This window comes from Lactobacillus sp. X-49 (assembly GCF_057063645.1).
Genome location: NZ_JBXSQM010000002.1, coordinates 27,493 through 51,297, shown reverse-complemented (window position 1 = coordinate 51,297; position 23,805 = coordinate 27,493). Strand labels below are relative to the sequence as shown.

19 protein-coding genes are annotated in these 23,805 nt (G+C 35.8%); 1 reads left to right on the top strand and 18 read right to left on the bottom strand.

The window, feature by feature from the left end:
* Nucleotides 1-304 precede the first annotated feature (304 nt).
* Nucleotides 305-2,002: an SH3-like domain-containing protein gene (locus tag ACYIAQ_RS01535; protein ID WP_483562314.1), complete on the bottom strand. Its 1,698-nt coding sequence runs from the start codon at nt 2,000-2,002 to the stop codon at nt 305-307.
* 170 nt (nt 2,003-2,172) lie between these two features.
* Here ACYIAQ_RS01535 and clpP point away from each other — a divergent pair, with 170 nt between their 5' ends.
* Complete coding sequence (gene clpP, locus ACYIAQ_RS01530; protein ID WP_122017986.1) at nt 2,173-2,757, top strand: ATP-dependent Clp endopeptidase proteolytic subunit ClpP; 585 nt, start codon at nt 2,173-2,175, stop codon at nt 2,755-2,757.
* A 119-nt stretch (nt 2,758-2,876) separates the two neighbouring features.
* On the opposite strand, the gene whiA is transcribed toward clpP, so the two are convergent.
* The 17 genes from whiA to ACYIAQ_RS01445 all read right to left on the bottom strand — a co-directional run bounded on the left by whiA (nt 2,877) and on the right by ACYIAQ_RS01445 (nt 23,790).
* A complete protein-coding gene (gene whiA / locus ACYIAQ_RS01525; protein ID WP_483562313.1) occupies nt 2,877-3,812 on the bottom strand; it encodes a DNA-binding protein WhiA in 936 nt (311 codons plus the stop codon).
* A 7-nt stretch (nt 3,813-3,819) separates the two neighbouring features.
* A complete protein-coding gene (locus ACYIAQ_RS01520; RefSeq protein WP_483564032.1) occupies nt 3,820-4,848 on the bottom strand; it encodes a gluconeogenesis factor YvcK family protein in 1,029 nt (342 codons plus the stop codon).
* A gap of 4 nt (nt 4,849-4,852) precedes the next feature.
* On the bottom strand, nt 4,853-5,731 hold the full coding sequence (gene rapZ / locus ACYIAQ_RS01515; protein ID WP_483562311.1) for an RNase adapter RapZ: 879 nt from the start codon (nt 5,729-5,731) through the stop codon (nt 4,853-4,855).
* A gap of 87 nt (nt 5,732-5,818) precedes the next feature.
* Complete coding sequence (locus tag ACYIAQ_RS01510; protein ID WP_122017982.1) at nt 5,819-6,361, bottom strand: HdeD family acid-resistance protein; 543 nt, start codon at nt 6,359-6,361, stop codon at nt 5,819-5,821.
* Nucleotides 6,362-6,417: 56 nt separating this feature from the next.
* Complete coding sequence (gene uvrA / locus ACYIAQ_RS01505; protein ID WP_483562310.1) at nt 6,418-9,258, bottom strand: excinuclease ABC subunit UvrA; 2,841 nt, start codon at nt 9,256-9,258, stop codon at nt 6,418-6,420.
* Nucleotides 9,248-11,290 carry an excinuclease ABC subunit UvrB gene (gene uvrB / locus ACYIAQ_RS01500; RefSeq protein WP_122017980.1) on the bottom strand — a complete coding sequence of 681 codons (2,043 nt, stop codon included), beginning with the start codon at nt 11,288-11,290 and terminating at the stop codon, nt 9,248-9,250. Before uvrB ends, uvrA begins: the two co-directional genes overlap by 11 nt.
* A 98-nt stretch (nt 11,291-11,388) precedes the next feature.
* The gene (locus ACYIAQ_RS01495; protein WP_483562309.1) at nt 11,389-13,116 is read right to left on the bottom strand and encodes a phospho-sugar mutase; all 1,728 of its coding nucleotides are present in this window, start codon (nt 13,114-13,116) and stop codon (nt 11,389-11,391) included.
* Nucleotides 13,117-13,337: 221 nt separating this feature from the next.
* Nucleotides 13,338-14,264 carry a thioredoxin-disulfide reductase gene (gene trxB / locus ACYIAQ_RS01490; protein WP_483562308.1) on the bottom strand — a complete coding sequence of 309 codons (927 nt, stop codon included), beginning with the start codon at nt 14,262-14,264 and terminating at the stop codon, nt 13,338-13,340.
* 57 nt (nt 14,265-14,321) lie between these two features.
* On the bottom strand, nt 14,322-15,341 hold the full coding sequence (locus ACYIAQ_RS01485; protein WP_483562307.1) for an NAD(P)H-dependent glycerol-3-phosphate dehydrogenase: 1,020 nt from the start codon (nt 15,339-15,341) through the stop codon (nt 14,322-14,324).
* 41 nt (nt 15,342-15,382) lie between these two features.
* On the bottom strand, nt 15,383-16,219 hold the full coding sequence (gene lgt / locus ACYIAQ_RS01480; RefSeq protein WP_483562306.1) for a prolipoprotein diacylglyceryl transferase: 837 nt from the start codon (nt 16,217-16,219) through the stop codon (nt 15,383-15,385).
* Nucleotides 16,220-17,164, bottom strand: coding sequence for an HPr(Ser) kinase/phosphatase (gene hprK, locus ACYIAQ_RS01475; RefSeq protein WP_122017975.1), 945 nt, complete (start codon nt 17,162-17,164; stop codon nt 16,220-16,222).
* Between the two features lie 17 nt (nt 17,165-17,181).
* Nucleotides 17,182-17,451, bottom strand: coding sequence for a hypothetical protein (locus ACYIAQ_RS01470; protein ID WP_483562305.1), 270 nt, complete (start codon nt 17,449-17,451; stop codon nt 17,182-17,184).
* A gap of 15 nt (nt 17,452-17,466) precedes the next feature.
* Nucleotides 17,467-18,583, bottom strand: a protein-coding gene (prfB, locus tag ACYIAQ_RS01465) for a peptide chain release factor 2 (protein WP_483562304.1) whose coding sequence is annotated in 2 segments (ribosomal slippage) — nt 17,467-18,510 and nt 18,512-18,583 — 1,116 coding nt in all. Because the reading frame shifts where the segments join, the coding sequence is not laid out codon by codon here.
* A gap of 67 nt (nt 18,584-18,650) precedes the next feature.
* Entirely contained in the window at nt 18,651-21,050 is a 2,400-nt protein-coding gene (gene secA / locus ACYIAQ_RS01460) for a preprotein translocase subunit SecA (RefSeq protein ID WP_122017972.1), read from the bottom strand.
* A gap of 134 nt (nt 21,051-21,184) precedes the next feature.
* Entirely contained in the window at nt 21,185-21,742 is a 558-nt protein-coding gene (hpf, locus tag ACYIAQ_RS01455) for a ribosome hibernation-promoting factor, HPF/YfiA family (protein WP_122017971.1), read from the bottom strand.
* Nucleotides 21,743-21,823: 81 nt separating this feature from the next.
* Complete coding sequence (locus tag ACYIAQ_RS01450) at nt 21,824-22,513, bottom strand: ComF family protein (RefSeq protein WP_483562303.1); 690 nt, start codon at nt 22,511-22,513, stop codon at nt 21,824-21,826.
* Entirely contained in the window at nt 22,510-23,790 is a 1,281-nt protein-coding gene (locus ACYIAQ_RS01445; protein WP_483562302.1) for a helicase-related protein, read from the bottom strand. The genes ACYIAQ_RS01450 and ACYIAQ_RS01445 overlap by 4 nt, the downstream gene beginning before the upstream one ends.
* Nucleotides 23,791-23,805: the final 15 nt, after the last annotated feature.

Here is a 23,805-nt window from a genome sequence, read left to right as displayed (position 1 = left end):
TTTTATAAGATTTGAGATAATTTAAATTTGGTTAATGTTAATAATTTAACGATTTTTCTACTTTTTATAATTTAACAATTAATAAATGATTGTTATAAATTTTGTCTTTTATAAATTTTTTAACGCTTATTTTTTAAGCTAGTCACAATTTCTTTTCAGAATTAAAATTAAATAATTGAAGTTACTCAATTATTTACTAAGAGGTAAATTTCATGATAACCAAATTTCATTTATTTAATTTATTCATAAACAAAAAGCTTAATACCGATTAGACATCGGCATTAAGCTCTTAGTAATATTTAGTTTAATTAATGTTCATGCTTACTAGTAGTTCTGCTCTTTGTGCTAAATTAACATAAAGTTTATCACCACTAACAGACATTCCTTCAATTTCGCGACCAGTATCAAAGGTATAGGTTTGTTTTAATTCCCCATTACGCGCAATCTTAAAGATCAAATCATTAAATGCTAAGTAGAAGTTCTGATTCTTGGTATCATAAGTTAAGCCTTGGCAAGGAGAATTATTACTTACAAAGCTACCAGCAGTTTTACCAACTAATTTTGGATACCAGTTGTCACCTTTACGGGTCAGTTCCCAAAACTCATAGCAATTGTTTTTGGTATCACGATAAACCGTGTACATTTCATTATCGGAAACAATTACCCCATTATGGAAGTATCTTGGAGTATTTTCATCACCTACCCAAGTTTTAATAGTCCAAATTTTATTAATTTGTAAATCACTTTTACGAATTTGGATTAATTCTTCTGAGTCAGTACTTTCACGTAAAGTATTATCATTGTTTAAAACATAAATGTACTTATCACTTGAGCCCATAGCTTGTCCATGACCAATTGGAACATATGGACTAACCTTGATATGTTTTACATAGTTATTAAAGTCTTTTTGAGACATATCCAGCAGGTGTTGTGCGTTATATGGATCCTTCAAATTATTTAAATCGTAACCAACAATGTGACCTGAAGTTAAATTGGTATGACTTAATAAACTAGTGTATGCCCAGCCTTGTGAAACAGTCACTCCTTCAGGTATATGACCAACACGGTTAATATTGTCATCTGTTGGGTCTTTAACGCTTAATAAAACTGGTTGATAAAACCGCGTTCTCAAAGTCAAGTCACCACTCTTAAATTCATGCGGGGTGGTTTCTGGGCTATATTCATTTGGATTAATGTAGTTAATAGAAGAACCGTAGTGCGTCTTCCAAGCCTGATAATCGCTAGTTCCTTTTTGAGCAGGGAACGAATTTACTTCATTAGGATCGGCAATTCCCTCAGTGGTACTTTTTCTAATGGTAACTTTAACAATAGCAGTTGTATTACCGTAAGTATACTTAACTTTATAAGTTTTGGGCTTAGAACAGGTGATGCTATCACGGGATACTTGAACCTGATCATTATCAATTACTGTTCCCCATTTATTAGTTACATACGAAATTGCATCCTTGGGGAAGAAACTATAAAGTTCATTCCTAACCAAACTAACCGTCTTAGGCACGGCAATTTGGTTTCTTGCAAAAAACTTTTCATTAACATAACCAACTTCACGGCCATTAACATAGATTCTCCAGTACCGATTTTTTTTCGTTTCAATCAATTGGTCAGACTGAATGTGACTATAGCGAAAATTAATTCCGTCAGCTACTTTTTTGCTGACCTTACCATCAGAGATTTCCTCCCAAACTTTATAATTTTTATTACCAGCCACCTTGGTCATCATTGAATAGCCAGTAACCATTTGCTTAGCCTGCTTTTGTTTTTTTATAGTAGTAGGATTAGTATCGTTACTCTTACCATTATCAACAGTTCCATCATCATCATCCATTGGCTCTTTTGTGGAATTATTGGCACTATTAGTCTGTGGTGCTTGCGGTGAATTTGTCGTATCAGCTAGAACCGGATTAGCGGATACATGAGCTGTAAACGCTAAACTACCAAGTAACATCATCGAGAATGTTGCTATTTTATTAGAAAGCTTCAAAATATTTCCTCCAAAAATTAAATTCATTCTCTAAGTATATAACAATAGTGTCGCGATATATAATACAAATTTGATACACTTTCATTGACAGCAATCAATGTAAGTGATTTAATTAGCACTGTACTTTTTAGAGTGCTAAAAATTTGAACTTAAATTTAGGAGGTTAAAAAATGCTCGTACCTACAGTTATTGAACAAACTGCTCGCGGTGAACGTTCATACGACATTTACTCACGTTTGTTGAAGGATCGAATTATCATGCTCAGCGGTGAAATCAACGATGACTTGGCTAATTCAATTATTGCGCAATTATTATTTCTTGATGCTCAAGATAACACCAAGGACATCTCCCTTTATATTAATTCTCCTGGTGGTGTCATTACTTCTGGTTTAGCAATCATGGATACAATGAACTTTATTAAATCAGATGTTTCTACAATTGCGATTGGAATGGCTGCATCAATGGCCTCAATTCTTTTAACCAGTGGCACTAAGGGCAAACGCTTTGCTTTACCAAATTCTACTGTCCTAATTCATCAACCTTTAGGTGGTGCTCAAGGTCAGCAAACTGATATTCAAATTGCTGCCAATGAAATTTTGAAGAGTCGTGAAAAGATCAATAAGATTTTACACGAAACCACTGGACAGCCACTTGAAAAGATTCAAAAAGACACTGAACGTGACAATTACTTAACAGCTGAAGAAGCAAAGGATTATGGCTTAATTGATGAAATCATGGCCAATCAAAAGAAATAGTTACACTAACTAATAAAAGACTTATTAGCACAATGCCAAATTTGTGTGGGGACTTTTTACAACACAGTAAAAAAGCTAGCAGCTTCGTTTGTAAAACGAAGGTTGCTAGCTTTTTATTTTTATTCATCTAAATTTTGTGCCAACTCATGTAACTTTTTAAATCGGTGATTGGCACCAGATTTAGAAATGGGACCATCTGGAACTTGCGCAGCTATTTCCTTTAAAGACAATTCCGGATTGGCAAGCCTTAATCGTGCAATTCCCTGTAATTTTTCGGGAATATTCTCTAAGCCAACTTTGCGTTCCAAAAATTCTATATCTTCAACCTGTTTAGCCGCAGCTGTTGCAGTTTTTTTCAAGTTGGCAGTATCACAGTTAACCAATCGATTAACCGAATTACGCATATCACGCATAATTCGCAAATCTTCAAATGCCAACATAGCATTAAACGCCCCAATAATATGAAGAAAATCACCGATTTTTTGTGCTTCTTTCAAATACACAATATAGCCACGGCGTCTCTTAGTAGTTTTAGCATTTAATTGAAAATACCGATTCATTAAATCCAACAAATCATTATTATGATCTTGATAAGCAGAATAAATTTCTAAATGATAGCGACTCGTTTCTGGATTATTGACGCTGCCACTAGCCAAAAATGCTCCACGCAAATAAGACATTGCCCCTTCTCGCGAAGAACAAATACGTTTTGGAATTCGCGTAATCAAACCATTATTAGAAGTTAAAATTTCTAAATTAGTCAAAATTTCCTTAACATGATTTTGTAATCTAACTAAATATTGATTATTTTTCTTCAGTTTCATTCGTCGAGATACAATTAACAACGGTTCTACATGATAGGCCGTCTTAATTAACAAAAAAATCTGTCTAGCAATCGCTGGATTTTCAGTTGTTATATCAAGACTAAACTGATGATCATGAAAATTCAAAACACCATTCATACGCAAAAAAGCTGCCAACTCAGCTTTGGCATGTTCAGGATGAATTGTTAGCGAAGTCAATTCTTTTTTTACTTGGCTTGCATAACTTGACATTAATCATCTATTCCTTTCTGCGTGACATTGCCGCAAACGCTCGATTAATAATTTCCTTAGCTACTTTTTGACCATCATGAAAAACTAAACCACTATGCTGATCAATAAAGTCATCAGTTATTACCCGACATCCTTGCAAACGTAAGCCAGTAAAATCATTTTTAACAGGTTCAATATAAGCATCATAATCATTGGGATCAAATTTCGACATATCAATTTCAGCACCATTAACTAAAGTAGTGTCAATATAATGCCCCCCTAAATGATTGTTAATTACAGCTACATGGTCACAATCTGAGAAGTGATCCGTTTCACCTAATTGAGTCATAATATTGCAAATATAAATAACCTCGGCCTTTGTGTGACGCACAGCTTGACCTAAATTAGGAATCATTAAATTAGGTAAAATTGAAGTAAATAAGCTACCTGGTCCCAAGACAACAGCATCAGCTTGCATAATTGAATTTAAAACAGGCTCAACTGCTTCTGGTTCTTCTTTCGAATTTGAATTCGTTACCCAAACTCGTTTAATCCGCTTATCCATGTTAGTAATTTCTTTTTCGCCAGCTTGAATTGAACCATCAACAAATTCGGCATTTAACGTCAAGGGTTCATTAGAAGCTGGAAAAACGTGCCCGTCCACTCGCATCATTCGAGATAATGATTGAACCGCATCAAAAATATTACCATACATTTCATTTAAGGCGGCAATTATTAAATTACCAATCGCATGACCGGAGAAGAAAGAATCAGACGAATCAAACCGATATTGGAAAATATTTTTTTCTTCCTGTGATAGTTCACTCAAAGACACAAGAACATTTCGAATATCGCCAGGTGGCACAACATTGATAAAATTGCGAATTGACCCCGATGATCCTCCATCATCTGAGACGGTCACAATTGCCGTAATTTCGGCATCTTGATCTTTTAATGCATTTAAAACAACCGGTAACCCTGTTCCACCACCAATCACAACAATTTTAGGTCTGCGACTTTTAGTTACTCGTATAATTTTTGAACCTTCATACGCCATTTTCTCACCTTTTTCTAGTGTAGCGACTAATTTCACGATGTGTAATATCAACAGTGTAATTTTTAGCCAAATCATGAGCAAGCTGCTGCGCAATTGCTACACTGCGATGCTGACCGCCAGTACAACCAATCGCTATTGTTAAGCGGCTCTTACCTTCTTTTAGATAGCCTGGCAAAGTGCTCTGTATTAAATCCAGAAATTTATGATAAAAGTTTTGCGTTTCGGATTTATTCATCACATAATCAAAGACTCTCTTGTCAAGTCCGGTAAATGGTCTAAGCTCTTGAATATAATATGGATTAGGCAAAAAACGGACATCCATTACAATATCGGCATCAACTGGCATTTTGTATTTAAAACCAAATGACATTATCTCAATTGAAAATGACTGTTGCTGATTTTCACCAAACTTAGTAGTTAATTTTTGTTTTAACTCTTTAGGAGTCAAATCACTAGTATCAATTATATAATTTGCCTGATTCTTTATCTCACTTAAAATTCGTCGTTCTTCAATTATACTATCAAGCAGTCGACCATTTCTCGCTAAAGGTGGCAATCGTCTTGTTTCTTTGTAACGGGCAACCAATTCATCATTAGATGCTTCCAAAAACACAATGGTTGTCAGTGCTTGACCGTTGTCTTCAAGTGAATTAACTTCATTAATTAAATCTTTATAAAAATTTTTAATACGTAAATCAACGACAACAGCAACTTTAGTAAAGGTATCCGAGTCGACAATTAATTCCCAAAAACTTGGTAATAGTGTTGGCGGTAAATTATCAACAACAAAATAATTCATATCTTCTAATGCATGTGCCGCAACGGTTTTGCCAGCTCCACTCATGCCAGTTAAAATCAACAATTGTTTTTTACTTGCAACCATTTTGCTAGCCTCCTATATCAAATTATATCATACCAGTTGTTTCTTAATTTTTTAGTGCAAAAAAAAAGTTCTTAACGAACTTAATTATTATCTATTGGCAAAAGCTGCAATAATTTCGCCAATTCCAAATATAAATAACCAAAATGAAACTAACCAAATTAATGTTAGAGCTGATAATGCAGGATTAAACATCAATCCTATCGCAATTAATAATCCAAAAATATTTAAAATAAAGTTAATCCAAAAATAGAATCCAGATGCTGCTCGCATATTCCATGACAGAATAATGCCAGAAATAGAATCAAACAAAAACCAAAAAGCAAACAAGTATGCAATAGTTAACCCCGCTGCATCATAAGAATACAAGAATAAAAGTCCGATTGCGATATCTAAAATTCCGGAAATAATTGCCAACCAGCTGAAAGAAATAAAATAGTGCAAGCGATTATATACAGCTAACCAAACAAGTCCTTGCACAATTGACAAAATCGCAAATAATAAAACAAAGGCATGTAAAGCCTTTCCAGGATGAGCGATCAAGAAGACACCAGCCACAATCATTAAGATGCCAGCTATACAAGCTGCCCAATTAAAACCACGATTTCCCCTATAACTAGAAAAATTATCCATCTTCTTACCTCCTTTCGGCTATTTTACACTTTATCTAAAGTAAATACTAACAAATACTATTTATTTGCTTTTTTAGTTAGCATTGTATCACGTTCCAGAACCGGCTTTAGGTATTGTCCGGTATAGCTTTTCTTTATTCCTGCTAATTTTTCCGGTGTCCCAGTCGCGACAACCTGGCCACCGCCTTCTCCACCTTCAGGTCCTAAATCAATTAGCCAATCAGCGCATTTAATCACATCAAGATTGTGTTCAATGATTAAAACTGTATTCCCTTGATCAACAAGCCTTTGTAAAACATCAAGCAATCGTTTGATATCATCCGTATGAAGACCTGTTGTTGGCTCATCTAAAATATAGAAATTTTTGCCAGTAGAAAGTTTTTGTAATTCAGCTGCCAATTTCATTCTTTGAGCTTCACCGCCGGACAATGTTGTTGCCGATTGTCCTAATTTAACATAACCCAATCCAACATCAACAATTGTTTGCAACTTACGTGCAATTTTAGGAATATTTTTAAAAAAGTTGCACGCATCGCTTATTGTCATATCGAGAACTTGTGCAATATTTTTCTTGCGATAGGTTACCTCAAGTGTTTCCGAATTGTATCGATTACCATGACAAACTTCACAGGGAACATAAACATCTGGCAAAAAGTTCATCTCAATTTTGATGATTCCATCACCATGACAAGCCTCACAGCGCCCGCCCTTAACGTTAAACGAAAACCTTGCTTTTGTGTAGCCACGAAGTTTAGCCTCATTTGTTTGTGCAAATAAAGTTCTTATATCATCAAAAACACTAGTATAAGTTGCAGGGTTGCTTCTAGGTGTTCGTCCTATTGGGCTTTGATCAATATCAATAATTTTTTCAATATTCTGATAGCCTGTAATTTTCTGGTATTTTCCTGGTTTTGTTTGATTTCGATTTAATTTTTGCGCTAATGCTCGTTTCAAAATCATATTAACTAATGTTGACTTACCCGAACCCGAAACACCAGTTACCACAACAAATTTGCCCAATGGAAATTCAACTTTTAAGTTCTTGAGATTATTTTCCTGCGCACCAGTAATTGTAATCTTTTTACCTGTACCATGGCGACGCTTTAATGGCACGGGAACAAATTTTTTACCAGTTAAGTACTGTCCAGTAAGAGAATTAGGATTATTTTCTACTTCTACTGGTGTACCTGCTGCCATTACTTCGCCACCAAAGCTTCCTGCACCCGGTCCCATATCAATTAAATAATCTGCCTGCCGCATAGTTTCTTCATCATGCTCAACTACGATTAATGAGTTACCCAAATCTCGCATTCGTTTTAACGCAGCGATTAAGCGGTCATTATCTCGTTGATGCAAACCGATTGAAGGCTCATCGAGAACATACATTACTCCAGATAAATTAGATCCTATCTGTGTTGCCAAACGTATTCTTTGTGCTTCACCACCAGAAAGCGTATTTGCCGATCTAGACAAAGTTAAGTAGTCTAGACCCACACTGTTTAAGAAGGTTAGCCGATCTCGCACCTCTTTTAAGATTGGCTTTGCAATAACTGCCTCTTGCTTATCTAATTTAATTTCATTGAAAAAGTCAAGTGCCTTGTTAATTGCCAATTCTGACGCTTGCGCAATATCCTTTCCCATGACTTTAACTGCTAGTGCCTTTTGATTGAGGCGCTTACCGTGACACGTTGCACAAGTTAATTCTGTCATATATTTTGCCATTACATCACGCATAAATTTTGACATTGGGTGACGATAGCGACGTTCAACGTTTTCCATCACTCCTTCAAACGCAGCAGTTGTGTCATTAAGACCAAAATCACCTGTTACATGAAACTTGATCTTTCTTTTCGAACCATGAAGAATTGTTTCTTGCTGTTTTTTAGTTAACTTTTTATATGGTTTATCCAATGGGATTTTTAATGCAGAACAAGCTTGCTCTAACATTTGTGAGTAATACTTAGAATTTTTCCACGGTGCAATGGCACCTTCTGCTAGTGTTTTATCCGGATCAGGAATAACCAAGTCTTTATCTACTGATAATTTGACACCTAAACCGTCACATTCGGGACAAGCTCCAAATGGTGCATTAAACGAAAAGAGTCGCGGCTCCATTTCTCCTACTGTAAAGCCACAAATTGGGCATGCGTAATACTCCGAAAAATTAAGTGTTTCTCCACCAATAACATCTACGTTCATATACCCATCAGAAAGGCGTAACGCTGCTTCAACAGAATCAAATAGCCGAGAACGAATTCCGTCCTTAACCACCAGTCGATCCACCACAATATCAATTGTATGACGAGCATTCTTGGCTAAGTCAAACTCCTCATCAATTTCATGCATCTCACCATCAACAATCACACGCACATATCCTGCACGCTGTACTCTCTTGAATACTTCCCTATGGGTTCCTCTTTTTGCCCTAATAACAGGAGCTAAGAGCTGAATACGACTTTTTTGCGGCAATGTCAATATCCGATCAACCATTTGTTCAACAGACTGTCGTTCAATCAATGTACCGTCATTAGGACAAACTGGATGACCCACACGTGCCCATAATAAACGTAAATAATCATTGATTTCCGTCACTGTTCCAACAGTTGATCGTGGATTATGCGAAGTTGTTTTTTGATCAATCGAAATTGCCGGATTTAATCCATCAATTGAATCAATGTCAGGCTTATCCATTTGTCCCAAAAACTGGCGCGCATAGCTTGAAAGGGATTGAACATAACGTCTACGTCCCTCGGCGTATAATGTATCGAACGCTAACGAACTTTTACCCGAACCTGATAAGCCGGTAATAACTACAAGCTTATCTTTTGGAATTGTGAGGTTAATATCTTTTAAATTGTGCTCACGTGCACCTCGAATTACAATTTGATTATTTGCCATTTATTGCTTTTCCCTTTTTTGTAATTGGTTTTCTAGTTGAACTTTCCAGTTCCATAATCGCATCCCGTAAAGTAGCCGCACCCTCAAAATCAAGTTTCTTAGCCGCTTCTTGCATTTGTTTACGAAGATCCTTAATCATTGTCTGCTTTTGTTTAGTAGTCAATTCATTGAAGTTCAGATCAGCAAAACTATCACTTTTGGTTGTCTCTTCGGTAGGCTTAGTTGCTGAAATCACTTCTCGGATTGGCTTAACAATTGTTTTGGGAACCATCTGATGCTCTTGATTAAACTCAATTTGAAGTTTCCGCCTTCTTTGAGTAGCTTCAATAGCCTGACGCATAGAATCCGTGATCGTATCAGCATACATAATAACTTCACCGTTAGAATTTCTCGACGCCCGTCCCATGGTCTGTACTAAGGGGCGATAAGCTCGCAAAAAGCCTTCTTTATCGGCATCAAGAATAGCAACTAGTGATACTTCAGGTACATCAATACCTTCACGTAATAAGTTAATTCCAATCAACACGTCATACTTGCCTAAGCGCAGATCTCGCAAAATTTGCATTCTTTCCAATGTTTTAACATCAGAGTGTAAATACTGAACTTTAATCCCTAAATCTTTTAAGTAATCTGTCAAATCTTCTGCCATTTTTTTAGTTAAGGTTGTAACAAAAACGCGTTCATTATGCTCGATTCGCTTATTTATTTCAGCAACTAAGTCATCGATCTGGCCCTCAACTGGCTTAACTTCAATCTTAGGATCTAGTAGACCAGTTGGCCGTATAATTTGCTCAACTTTATGATCGGTACGTTCAAGTTCGTAGTCGCCGGGAGTAGCTGACACATAGAGAATTTGATTAACGTGTTTTTCAAATTCGGCTAATTTTAATGGTCGATTGTCAAGAGCAGATGGTAAACGAAAACCATAGTCGATTAAAGTCTTCTTTCGATTGCGATCTCCATTATACATTGCCCTGATTTCAGGCATTGTCGCATGAGATTCATCAATTAAAATCAAAAAATCATCTGGAAAAAAGTCCAGCAAGGTATACGGAGGTTCTCCCTCTTTACGTCCCTCCATATGGCGAGAATAATTTTCAATTCCATTAGTATATCCAACTTCGCCCATCATTTCGATATCATAAGTCGTACGTTGTTTAATTCGTTGTGCTTCAAGCAGTTTTCCTTGTCCTTCAAAATCTTTTACTTGTAAGTCCATTTCTTGTGAAATTGCTTGAAGTGCTCGTTTTAGCTGCTCTTCATTTGTCATAAAATGTGTAGCAGGAAACAGTGAAATGCTTTTTCGCTCACCAATAATTTCACCCGTTAACGAGTCAATTTCGACAATTCGATCAATTTCATCACCAAAAAATTCAATTCGATATGCATGGTTTGAGTTGCCAGCAGGGAAAACTTCAACAACATCCCCACGTACTCGAAAGCGACCACGCTGAAAATCAATATCGTTACGGTCATACTGAATATTAACTAAATCACGCAACAAAGTATTTCTACCGTAATCATCTCCCTCATGAACGGTAATTACACTTGCAGCATATTCATGCGGATCTCCCAAGCCGTAGATACATGAGACAGAAGCTACCACAATGACATCATTTCGTTCCATTAAATCACTTGTGGCTTGATGGCGCAGTTGATCGATTTCATCGTTAATTGCCGAATCTTTCTCAATGTATGTATCAGACTGAGGTACATATGCTTCTGGTTGATAATAATCATAATAAGAAACGAAGTAGTCAACTGCATTATGCGGGAAAAATTCCTTAAATTCACCATAAAGTTGCCCAACTAAAGTCTTATTATGTGAAATAACTAATGTTGGCTTATTTAATTGCGCAATGATATTCGCCATGGTAAAAGTTTTCCCTGTTCCCGTTGCGCCTTCAAGAATCTGTTCTTTATATCCCTTTTTAAAACCAGTTGTCAGTTTAGTAATTGCTTGCCCTTGATCACCAGCCGGCTTAAACTTCGATACAAGTTCAAATTGACGTTTTTCTTGTCGTTTAATCATAGAAAGGCTCCTTGTAAAAAAGTTGGACACAATAAGCCCAACTTTTACTTTATATTTGTTATTTTACGCTTCCGAACATATTTTCGCACGCTTTTTGCTTATTTTAATAAAGCTGCTAAGGCTGTTTGATAATTTTCGGCCACCTTCTGAGCCAAGCTGATATTAGGCTGATTAACCCCAACATAGACTTTAATCACTGGTTCTGTACCCGAAGGACGAAGGGCAAGCCAAGTTTCATCAGCCAGAAAGTATTTTAAAACATTTGATTTGGGTAGATCCGCCATTTTTACTGGCGCCTTACCAATAGAACTTTCCTTTTGCATTAAAAAGTCCTGCACTTTAATAACTTTAACCCCATTAATTTGATTTAACTGCTCTTTTCGCAATTTTACCATTAACTCATTCATTAATTTTTGTCCGCTAATCCCTGGCATTTCAATCGCACGCGTAATTTCATAAGAAGTACCATATTTTTGCCAGATTTCTTCAAGGCCTTCAAGAACAGTCATTTTTCGTGAGGCATAATAAGTAGCTACTTCTGCAAACATTAACGCTCCCTGCATTGCATCTTTATCACGAGCAAACGGTTGAAACAGATAACCATAACTTTCTTCAAAGCCCATTAAAAAGTGTCCGTCATGTTGTTTATTCATTCGATCAATTTCTTCACCAATAAACTTAAATCCAGTTAGAACTGATTTTGTTTTAATGCCAAAATCTTGCGCAATCTTTAAAGGCATATTGCTAGAAACAATGGAAGTAATTAATTCATAATCGCTTTGCAATTGTCCATTATTCTTTAAATTAGTTAATAAATAGTAACTCATTAAAGTGGCAATTTGATTACCCGTCAAAACTTGAAAATTCCCGTCTTTTTTCCGAACACATGCACCCATCCTATCAGCATCAGGATCAGTAGCAATGATTAGATCGGCATTTTTTTTATTAGCCAGCTTAATCCCCTCATCAAATACATCTCGATATTCGGGATTAGGCTTTTGGGTAGTCGGAAATTCTGGATCAATTACTGATTGACTTGGAACTGGAATAACATTCATAAAACCATTTTGGCGAAAAGCACGATCATACAGCATCTTACCAGTTCCATGTAGAGGTGTATAAATTAATGTTAATTTAGCACCATTTTCTTTAATCAATGTAGTATTAACATTGATTTTTTTAAGTTCTCTAAGATAAGCTTGATCTAAATCCTCTCCAATTAATTCAAGGATATTCTTTGCTCGCAGTTTTTTAATATCAGCTGCATTAACGTTAAAAATATTTTCTACCTTTTGTGCATAATGAAAAACTTGACTAGCATCTTCGGGTCCCATTTGGGCACCATCAGCGCCGTAGACCTTATATCCATTATATTGTTTGGCATTGTGAGAAGCAGTTATATTGATTCCAGCAAAAGCATGTAAATGCCGCACTGCATATGATAATTCTGGTGTTGGACGTAAATCATCAAATAAATAAATATGAATCCCATGTTCACCTAAAACACGAGCTGCATATTCAGCAAATTCACGGGAATGATATCGTGAATCAAACGAAATTACTACTCCCTGTTTTTTGGCTATTTCACCTTTCTCAGCAATTAATCGAGCTAAGCCTTCAGTAACTCGACCAATTGTGAACAAGTTGATTCGATTTGTGCCTGGTTCAAGCAAGCCACGCATTCCAGCCGTTCCAAAATTAATATCTTGGCCAAAAGCATCATTAATCCAATTAGAATCCTTGCCTAATTCTATTAATTGCTTTTGCAGATAATCGGGCATAACAGGTGAAGTTTTCCATGCGTTAAAAGTTTCTTCCGCATTCATTGTAATATTAATCCTCTTTTTCTATAATAAATTGATTTTTATAGTCTTATTCTAGCATTTCTTTTCATAAGTATTGTTAAACTAAAAAAAATAATTCATGGTACTATTTAAATTTTTTACTTAAACAAATTAAAGAATAACATAGACTTCCCGATAGCTTGCGCATAAAAAAAGTCTTAAAAGTAAATTACTTTTAAGACTTAGTATCAAGCAATTTTTTATTAGTCGTTTAAAGCTTGCAAATAATTATAGGCTTCTTGGCCTGCAATACTTCCATCACCGACAGCATTAGCAATTTGACGCAAATCCTTTGCACGTACATCACCAATTGCAAACACTCCATCGTGCTTGGTCTTCATATGTTCATCCGTAGGAATCCAACCGTTTTGATCAAGAATATCCAAGTTTTTAAAAGCTGTAGTTTGAGGAATAACACCAACATAAATAAATACACCATGTACTGATAAATGTTTCAATTCAGCGGTTTTTTTATCTTTATAAGTTATTCCGGTTACTCGGTTCCCATCGCCTTCGATTGACTCTGTTTCCGCATCCCAAATAAAATGCATTTTTTCATTCGCAAATGCACGCTTTTGTAATGTTGGTTGAGCTCGCAATTGATCGCGACGGTGAACTACGGTTACTGACTTAGCATTTTGAGCCAAGTAAATCCCCTCTTCAATTGCGGAATCTCCGCCACCAATTACGGCTAAGTCTTCATCTTTGAAAAAGGCTGCATCACAAACAGCACAATACGAAACTCCTTTTCCAGAATACTCATCTTCACCCGGTACATCTAAATGGCGATGATCAGCCCCAGTCGCAATGATTAACACTGACGCACTGTACTCGCCAGTATCTGTTTTTACTATTTTAGTGTTTCCTTCAACAGTAACTGTTTGCACATCTCCATATTCAAACTTAGCACCAAACTTCATTACCGAATTGTACATTTTTTCGCCCAATTCGGGTCCTTTTATTTCACTAAATCCAGGATAATTATCAATCGCATCTGTGTTATTCATTTGACCGCCATAAGGTCCACGATCAAGAATTAAAACAGAAAGATTTGCACGTGACGCATATAAAGCCGCCGTTAAACCTCCAGGACCAGCACCGATAATGATCACATCATATTTTTGGGTCATATTTTTACCTCAGCAACTTTCTTATTTTTAGTAAGTAAATTTTACAATATAAATCTTTTAAAGTCTAATTTCTGGCTTTGGAATCCTACCCATCATTTTTGTAATTTCATTATCAACATTAGCCTTTTGGTACAAAACACGATAAATTGCTTCACTAATTGGCATATCTATTTGCTTTTCTTGGCACAATTCATGAACAGCTTTAACAGTTGTTGCCCCTTCAACTACTTGTCCCATATTTTTAAGTACATAGTCTAGACTTTTGCCTTCACCTATTTGCTTACCACAACGCCAATTACGTGAATTAACTGAAGTACAGGTTACAATTAAATCACCAATTCCAGCTAACCCACTAAAAGTCATTGGTTTTGCCCCAAAATAATTAACTCCTAGGCGGGTAATTTCAGCAAGTCCACGAGTCATTAACGCCGCTTTAGCATTATCACCATAATTCTTACCAACCAGGATACCAGCCGCAATTGCAATTACGTTTTTAACTGCACCAGCCACTTCTACACCAATTAAATCGGTATTTGTATACAATCTTAAATATCCATTAGTAAAAATTTCTTGAACTTTTTGAGCATTATCTGCATTATTTGAGGCACATGTGATTGCAGTTAAATCTTTTTGCGCAACACTTTCAGCATGACTTGGTCCAGAAATAGCAACAATTTTATCAGTATCATTAGGATAAATTTCTTCAGTTAAAATTTCAGAAATCAATTTCTTGGAGCCTGGTTCAATTCCTTTAGTCGCAGTAACTAACAAAGGCTTACTTTTACTTGCTGTTAAAATTTGGTTTACTTTTTTAGCAACTTCGCGAATTGCTTGAGTTGGTAAAACGAAGAGAATAATATCTGCCTCATTCAGTGCTAGTTCCAAATCATCCGTTGCTCGTACAGTTTCATTCACATACCAATTCTTCATATAATGTTCATTGGTGTGATTATCATTAATTTCTTGGTTTACCTGGACATTATTTCCATACAATATAACTTCGTTACCGTTATCTGCAAGTAATGAGCCTAAAACGGTTCCCCATGAACCAGCACCTAGAACTGCAATTTTTGCCATCTTTTTCTCCAGACTTTCTGTATAAATTAATATAGCTTATCTCAAGCTCTTGTATACGGATACTTAAGTCCGCTACCATCTAAATACCATTTCGGTTTGATTACTTTTCTCCGATATATAAATAACCCAATAGTCACAATAAATAAAATTAAACTTAACAATTGCGAAACACGGATTGTCCCGGCTAAATACAAGCTATCTGTTCGTAAACCTTCAACAAAAAAACGAACAACGGAATACCAAGCTAAGTATAGCATGAAGACTTCGCCTTGTTTGAATAAATATTGCCGGTGACGCAAAAGCAAAATCAGAATTAAGCCTAGAAGATTAAAAACAGATTCATATAAAAATGTAGGCTGATAATATACACCATTAATTTTCATTTGGGCAATAACAAATGTAGGCAAATGCATCTTCTGTAAAAACTCTAGAGTTGTCGGTCCGCCATGAGCTTCTTGATTAAAAAAGTTACCCCAGCGTCCCAATATTTGTGCGGCCATTACTCCTGGTGCAATAATATCAAGCATTAAAAATGGTGGCAGCATTCTTTTATAACAAAACACAAACAACACTATAAAGCCAGCTAATAGGCCTCCATAAATTGCGATTCCGCCATTCCATATTGCAATAATTTGATCGGGGTGCTGAGCATAATAATTCCATTCAAACACAACATAATAAATCCGTGCCCCTATATATCCTAAAGGAACCGCCCATAGCAACAGATCTATAAAGTCATCGCTTGCGATTTGCCGCTTTTGACCTTCGACAATTGCCATTGAGACCGCCATAATAATTGCCAGTGCCATAATGACACCATACCACTTAACATTTAAACTACCTAGCGCAAATGCAACTGGGCTAATAGTTAACCACATCTATTTATCCTTTTTAGAATTTTGAGCAATCAAAGCAGTTAAATTATCATCAAATGTTTTGGTTGCATTATACCCCATCTTTTTTGCCCGAAAGTTCATTGCTGCCACTTCAATAATATCCTCCATATTACGTCCTACTTTGACCGGAATTGTAATTTGCGGAACTTCAACATTGCAAATATCCCGACTGCTTTCTTCAAAACCGAGTCGATCATAATTAGCATTATTATCCCAATTCACAAGTTTTATCACTAATTGGATAGGGCCACGATTTTTAACTGCTCCTACGCCGAATAATTCCATTACATTAATAATTCCGATACCTCGAATTTCCATAATATGTTTCAAAATTTGGGGTGGCTCACCCATCACAGTTTCAGTATCCTGTTGATAAGCATCTACCCGATCATCTGCAATTAACCGGTGACCGCGCCTAATTAAACCAAGTGCCGTTTCCGACTTACCAACTCCTGAATCTCCAGTTAGCAAAATTCCTAATCCCTTAACTTCAACCATGACACCATGAATAGTCTCACGAATAGCTAAACGCTCACGTAAATATTCTGTCAAAATACTAGAGATATACGTTGTAGATTCAGAAACTGATAAGATAGGTATTTTTGCTGCCTCGGCTGCGACAACCAGTTCCTGTGGAACACGCAAAGAACGAGAAACAAAGAAACATGGAGTTTGTGGTGTACAGAGCTTTTTAAAAACGCAAACTAAACTTTCATGATCAAGCCTAGCTGCATAGGAAATTTCCGTTCGTCCTAGAAGTTGAATACGTTGATTAGGATAAAAATCAAAATATCCAGTCAATTCCAATCCTGGCCTATATATATCTGAAACTGCAATCTCTTTACCGGTAATATATTGTTTACCATGGACAATATGGACAATTTTATTATCTTGAATCAAATCTTTTAATTTAACTGCATTTGCCATTTGAATTGCCTCTTAGTTTACTTATCTACATCTTTAGTTTCTACATCTCGCACTTTTTTGCGTTTGGGATGGGGGTTTTCATTATTGGACCAATTTTGCCAAGTTCCTTTTTCGTCAGGTGTTTCATCAGCTTTATCATGATTGGTAAAATGATTAATTAACCAAATAATTACTGCAATTACTAAAACTGCAGGTAAGAGTAAAAATATAATATGAAAAGCAGCAAAAGTAAAACCCAGTATAATTACTGCCAAAAGTACGATACAAATAATTGCCAAAAAACTCATTTCTTCACCTTTTTCCTATTCAGGATTAGCCTGACTAAGTATCCATTGTAAATAAGCATAAACAAATGGCTGCAATTTACCGTCCATCACACCACTCATGTCGGAAGTTTCATAGCCCGTCCGCAAATCTTTAACTAGATTATAAGGATGAAAAACATATGATCGAATTTGTGAACCCCAACCGATTTCTTTTTGATCGCCCTTTAATTCTTGTTTATGCTGCCTTTTTTTCTCTTCTTCTAAATGAAAAAGTTTTGCACGCAGTTCATTCATTGCTGTCTTTCGATTTTGCAATTGAGAACGCTGTGCCTGTGACGTTGTAACAAAACCTGTTGGCAAATGAGTTATTCGCACAGCACTAGAAGTTTTATTAATATGCTGGCCCCCAGCACCACTTGAACGATAAACATCAATTCGTAAATCTTTAGGATTAATATCAATTTTTATACTGTCATCAATTTCAGGAATAACTTCGACTGAGGCAAACGAAGTGTGACGACGCTTAGCTGAATCAAATGGTGAGATTCGAACTAAGCGATGTACACCATGTTCTGATTTAAGCAAACCGTAAGCATTTTTACCAGTAATTCTAATACTAGCACTCTTAAGGCCTGCCTCTTCACCTGGTTCATAATTATTAATTTCAAATCCAAAATTACGCTGGTCAGAATAACGTTGATACATTCTTAGCAACATCTGAGCCCAATCCATAGCTTCGGTTCCACCTGCACCCGGATGAATTTCCAATAAAGCATTGTGATTGTCATATTTTCCTGATAAAAGCAAATCCATCTCATATTCATGAAATTTACCTTGAAGCTGCTTTAAATCATTTTCAACCTCTTGTTGAAGATCTGCATCTGGTTCTTCAATTAGTAATTCCAAGGCCGTAGACGCATTTTGATAATTTTCTTGTAAATCTAAAAAAGAATTTCGCTTTTCTTTTAGTAAATTTGTTGCCGAAATCAATTTTTGTGCACATTCTTGGTCATTCCAAAAATCTGCATCCTGCATTTTATGTTCATTAATTGTAATGCTGTCAGCTATTGCATCTAAGTCAAAGAGACCCCCTAAAATGATCTAAGCGGGCTCTTAAACTATCTAATTCACTTTGAATTTCATTAATTTCCATATGATCAATTACTCCTAATAAATTCCAAAAAAAGGGAAAGCAGCTGCTTTCCCTTCAATCTTAACTTTTAACGACTAAGATTTTGTCTGATTTCAGCTTTCATAAATAAACGAGTTACATCAAACTCAATATTAGAAATCATTTCTTCAAACATATTGTATCCAGAATCTTGGTATTCAACGAGTGGATTAAGCTGACCGTAACCACGTAAACTAATTGATTGACGCAATTGATCCATTGCATCAATATGATCAGTCCAACGGTCATCTACTACCCGTAAAATAACAACTTTTTCAAATTCTAACATATCTGATGGATCGGCCAAAATCTGTTTTTTCTGTTGATAGTTTTCTTCAACAAATTCGTACAGTTTCTGCTTTAATTCAGGAACTGTAATTGTCTTAAAGTCAAGTTTTTCAACTTCTTCATCATTTGTCAAACTTGAACTAATGAAATCTCTCAAAGAATCAAGTCGCCACTTGCTACGATCACCCTGCGTAAACATATCAACTTGACTATTAATTGTACGATGAATCATCGGAATTAAAACATCTTTAAGTGAAGTTTCTTCTCCAATAACTTGCATCCGTTCACCATAGATAATTTCTCTTTGAATTCGCATAACATCATCATATTGCAATGTTTGTTTACGCGTATCATAGTTATTACCTTCGACACGTTTTTGAGCTGACTCGACTTGTCTTGTAATTAAACGACTTTCAATTACCTTATCATCGTCATTATCCGATAACCGATCCAAAAAGTCTTTAACTCGGTCACCACCAAAGCGTTTCATCAGATCATCTTCAAGTGAAAGATAAAATCTAGTTACACCAGGATCTCCCTGGCGACCAGAACGACCACGAAGCTGATTATCAATTCTGCGTGATTCATGACGTTCAGTCCCAATCACAGCTAAACCACCCAATTCTTTTACACCAGGTCCCAATTTAATATCAGTCCCACGACCAGCCATGTTGGTAGCTATCGTAACCGCACCACGTTGACCTGCATTCATAATAATCTGGGCTTCCTTAGCATGATTTTTAGCGTTTAATACTGCGTGCGGAATACCGGCCTGATTAAGCATCTTGCTTAATCTTTCTGAACTTTCAACTGCAACTGTTCCGACCAACACAGGCTGTCCTTTTGAATGACGCTCTTTAATTTCATTTACAACAGCCTCAAATTTTGAATTTAGGGTTGGATATAAAATATCAGATTGATCTTTCCTAATATTAGGACGGTTCGTCGGAATTGTGATTACCTGCATATTATAGATTTCACGAAATTCTTCTTCTTCTGTCTTAGCCGTACCTGTCATTCCTGATAATTTTTTATACATTCTAAAGAAATTTTGGTAAGTAATTGTGGCTTGCGTCTTGGATTCTTCCTGAATTTTAACGCCCTCTTTAGCCTCAATTGCTTGATGTAACCCATCGGAATAACGCCGACCACTCATCACACGACCCGTGAATGAATCAACAATTAAAACTTCACCATCTTGAACCACATAGTCAATATCATTAAGCATAATATAATTGGCACGTAGTGCTTGATCTAGGTGATGAACCAATTTTTGATTTTCGACATCATACAAATTTTTTAAGCCAAAATGATCACAGGCTTTTTGAATTCCTGTTCTAGTTAATGCAATCGATTTAGTTGGCCAGTCAATTTTATAATCGCCGTGGTCTTCATCATCATCAGCGTCATCTCCACTAGTATCTTCATGAAGTGATTTAACAAAACGATCAGCTCTGATATAGTCGCCATTAGCCTGCTCGGCTTCACCAGAAATAATCAGCGGTGTTCTCGCTTCATCAATTAAAATTGAATCGACTTCATCAATAATAGCGTAATTTAATTCGCGTTGAACCATTTGTTCTTTATAAACCACCATGTTATCACGCAAATAATCAAAGCCTAATTCAGCGTTAGTTGAATAAGTAACATCACAATCATATGCTTCACGCTTTTCATCAGGTGACATTGAATTTAAATTTAAACCAACAGTTAACCCAAGCCACTTATATAATTGACCCATTTCTTCAGCATCACGACTTGAAAGATATTCATTGACCGTCACAACATGAACCCCTTTGCCTGTCAATGCATTTAAATAAACGGGCATTGTAGCCGTTAAAGTCTTTCCTTCACCAGTCATCATTTCGGCAATATTACCAAAATGCAAAGCAATTCCACCTAGTATTTGAACATGGAACGGATACAAGCCCAAAACTCTTTTGGCACCTTCACGAGCAACTCCAAAAGCTTCTGGTAATATTTTGTCTAATTCCTCGCCTTTTTCTAGTCGTGCTCGAAATTCAGGTGTCTTTGCCTTCAACTCTTCATCTGAAAGTTTGTCATATTCATCAGCATAATTTTCAACTTGATTAGCAAGCTTTTCAAATTTTTTTAGTTCTCTTTTATCATTATTGTATAGTTTCTTTAAAACGTTTACCATTTAATCGATCCTTATATGTAGTTAAGTATAAAAACACATATTAATTTTAACATGATTAGTGCAAAATTAAAAATAAACAAAACAAAGACCTCACATTAAATGTGGGGTCCCGCTTGCTTATAACAACATTGTTTTTACTTTGTTTCAATCAAACCGTATTGACCATCATTTCTACGATATACAATACTAGTTCCATTTGTTTCAGCATCTTGGAATACAAAGAAATCGTGTTCCAACATGTTCATTTGTAAAATTGCTTCTTCAGGACTCATTGGCTTCAAGCCAATCTGTTTATTGCGTACAATAGAGAATCCACTGCCATCATCATTATCAATGTCACCGGTATCTGTATCCGAATTTTCAACTAAGAAATCATTGATTCCCTTTTCCCGACTCTTTCGATTAATTTTGGTCTTGTACTTTCTAATCTGACGTTCCAGTTTTTCAGAAACAAAATCTATGCTTCTATACATATCATCGCTTGTTTCCTCTGCTCTCAATACTAAGTACGGTAATGGGATAGTAATTTCAACTTTAGCCGTATGATCACGATATACCTTGAGATTAACGTGGGCAACAACATCTTGATTCAAATCAAAATATTTCTCCATTTTCTTTAGGCGTTTCTCGACATAACTTCTCAAAGCATCAGTTACCTCAATATTTTCACCACGAATATTATACTTTAACATATGAGATTCTCCTTTCAATTGCTAATGCAACTTTACTTAATTATATTATAACAAATCTTGAAAGCGCTGAACAAGATTAAACTATCTATAAATTGTGAAACTGCTTATTTGCACAAACGGATACCTTTTGATAATTGCATCACGTGCATGATACAACGTTCTTCCCGTAGTATAAATATCATCCAAAAGTAATATTTTTTTATTGTTTAAATTTACTTTAAAGTCTTTCTTTATAAAAAAACTTTGTGGCGTTTTCAATCTTTCACTACGATTCTTCTCGCCCTGTGCGCTCAGTCCACCATGTTTATCTAACACAGAAGTTAACAAAACCAAATCATCAAAAATACTGGTTATTGTATCAAACTGACGCCTTGCACAATGTTCTGGTGAAGTCGGAAGTGGAACGTAAAAATCTGCATGAATTTTTTTCAAGTTAAGATAGCACAATTGCTGCAATACTTTTGCCAAAACAAAATCACCACAACGTTTATAATTTACCATTAAATCATGTGCAGCTTGATTATACTGATAAACTGCATGATTATGTATTAGGTTATCGACATAAAGGTGGCGCCACTTTTGACAATCATTGCAAATTATATTTTTATCTAATTCGCGATCACAAAACTGACATCTTGGTTGACTTAATTTAGTAAATTTTGCTTTGCAATATCTACACAGGTATTCTTCAGGCTGTTTTTTCCAATAAAGTATCTGACAAAATGATATTTGTGGCATAAATTGTTGTCCACAAACAAGACATAACTTCATTTATTAAGCTCCTTGATTTGTTTTACAGCACTTTGAATACTACGAGTATATTTTTGATAACAAAAAAGAACTAATCCTCCTACATCATCTTGTGCGCGACCTACACGGCCAGCAATTTGAACTAAACTTGAGGTCGTAAATATTGCGTCATCTGCCTGGACAATAATTACCCAAACATGTTTAAAAGTAACCCCTCGTTCTAAAATTGTTGTTGTGATCAGAAGCTGTATTTTACCCTCACGAAATTGTTGGACTTTACTCAAACGCTTTTTATCTGCAGCATAAACTCCTTCTATATTAATTTGATGTAATTCAGGAACTTTCTTCAAAGCAGATAAATACAACGAAATTTGTTCAATTCGTGGTACAAATAGTAGTAAGGGATGTTGTGATTCTATTACTCCAATTATTTCTTTTATTAGTTTTGGGTGCAGATGACCTTTATTTAAAAAGGGGCGCAAAAATAATTTTTCGCGAGGTATCGGCAACAAGCTCCCATGAAAACGACGATTTAACTTTAGAACTCTAATTTTACCAGCCTCAACTTCTTGAAGAATATCACGTGTTGGTGTCGCAGTTAAATAAATACGAATTCCATTAGTTTTAATAGCATTTTTCGCACCAAAATGAAGCTGAGAATTATCTATATATGGGAAAGAATCTGCTTCATCAATTATTAACAAATCAAATGCATGGTAAAACTTAAGAAGTTGATGCGTAGTACATAAAGTTAACTGCTCTAATTCAGGTTCTTTGAATTCACGACCATGATACTTTCCAATTTTCAATCCTTGAAATGCTTCTTGAATTCTAGGATAAAGTTCATTAATAACATCAATTCTTGGAGAAGCGATACAACAACGTTGTCCTAAACTAAGACACTCTGAAATTACTGCAAATAACATTTCGGTTTTTCCTGCACCAGTAACTGCATGAACTAAAGTTGCTCGCCTTTTTTTAAAATTTTCTACTAACTTTATTGACACTTGCTTCTGAGCCGGAGTTAACTGTCCTCGCCACTTTAAAATATCTTTTTTCTTTTGAAAAAAAACTTCACTTTCGTCACGCACAAGAAAGTCGTCCTCAGTAACGCGTCCTAAACCAATGCAGGCACGGCAATATGTCTTACCATTAGGCAATCGCTCCTTCACAGTTGTCCCACATCGATTGCAACGCTGATTCGAAATTGCTTTGATTGTTGTTAACCCCTTAGTTATGCTAAAATTTTTTTGTTGACTGATCCATTGACGACCAGCAAGATATGCGAGCTTCTCCATCTTTCATCCTCCATA

Bases quoted from the DNA above. Each gene is read 5' to 3' on its own strand.
- ACYIAQ_RS01445 (WP_483562302.1), bottom strand. From the start codon at position 23,790: ATGGAGAAGCTCGCATATCTTGCTGGTCGTCAATGGATCAGTCAACAA.
- ACYIAQ_RS01470 (WP_483562305.1), bottom strand. From the start codon at position 17,451: ATGAGTTTTTTGGCAATTATTTGTATCGTACTTTTGGCAGTAATTATA.
- ACYIAQ_RS01485 (WP_483562307.1), bottom strand. From the start codon at position 15,341: ATGGCAAAAATTGCAGTTCTAGGTGCTGGTTCATGGGGAACCGTTTTA.
- ACYIAQ_RS01495 (WP_483562309.1), bottom strand. From the start codon at position 13,116: ATGAATGCGGAAGAAACTTTTAACGCATGGAAAACTTCACCTGTTATG.
- ACYIAQ_RS01450 (WP_483562303.1), bottom strand. From the start codon at position 22,513: ATGAAGTTATGTCTTGTTTGTGGACAACAATTTATGCCACAAATATCA.
- rapZ (WP_483562311.1), bottom strand. From the start codon at position 5,731: ATGGTTGCAAGTAAAAAACAATTGTTGATTTTAACTGGCATGAGTGGA.
- hpf (WP_122017971.1), bottom strand. From the start codon at position 21,742: ATGTTAAAGTATAATATTCGTGGTGAAAATATTGAGGTAACTGATGCT.
- ACYIAQ_RS01520 (WP_483564032.1), bottom strand. From the start codon at position 4,848: ATGGCGTATGAAGGTTCAAAAATTATACGAGTAACTAAAAGTCGCAGA.
- whiA (WP_483562313.1), bottom strand. From the start codon at position 3,812: ATGTCAAGTTATGCAAGCCAAGTAAAAAAAGAATTGACTTCGCTAACA.
- ACYIAQ_RS01510 (WP_122017982.1), bottom strand. From the start codon at position 6,361: ATGGATAATTTTTCTAGTTATAGGGGAAATCGTGGTTTTAATTGGGCA.
- uvrB (WP_122017980.1), bottom strand. From the start codon at position 11,290: ATGATTAAACGACAAGAAAAACGTCAATTTGAACTTGTATCGAAGTTT.
- clpP (WP_122017986.1), top strand. From the start codon at position 2,173: ATGCTCGTACCTACAGTTATTGAACAAACTGCTCGCGGTGAACGTTCA.
- uvrA (WP_483562310.1), bottom strand. From the start codon at position 9,258: ATGGCAAATAATCAAATTGTAATTCGAGGTGCACGTGAGCACAATTTA.
- lgt (WP_483562306.1), bottom strand. From the start codon at position 16,219: ATGTGGTTAACTATTAGCCCAGTTGCATTTGCGCTAGGTAGTTTAAAT.
- trxB (WP_483562308.1), bottom strand. From the start codon at position 14,264: ATGACCCAAAAATATGATGTGATCATTATCGGTGCTGGTCCTGGAGGT.
- hprK (WP_122017975.1), bottom strand. From the start codon at position 17,164: ATGGCAAATGCAGTTAAATTAAAAGATTTGATTCAAGATAATAAAATT.
- secA (WP_122017972.1), bottom strand. From the start codon at position 21,050: ATGGTAAACGTTTTAAAGAAACTATACAATAATGATAAAAGAGAACTA.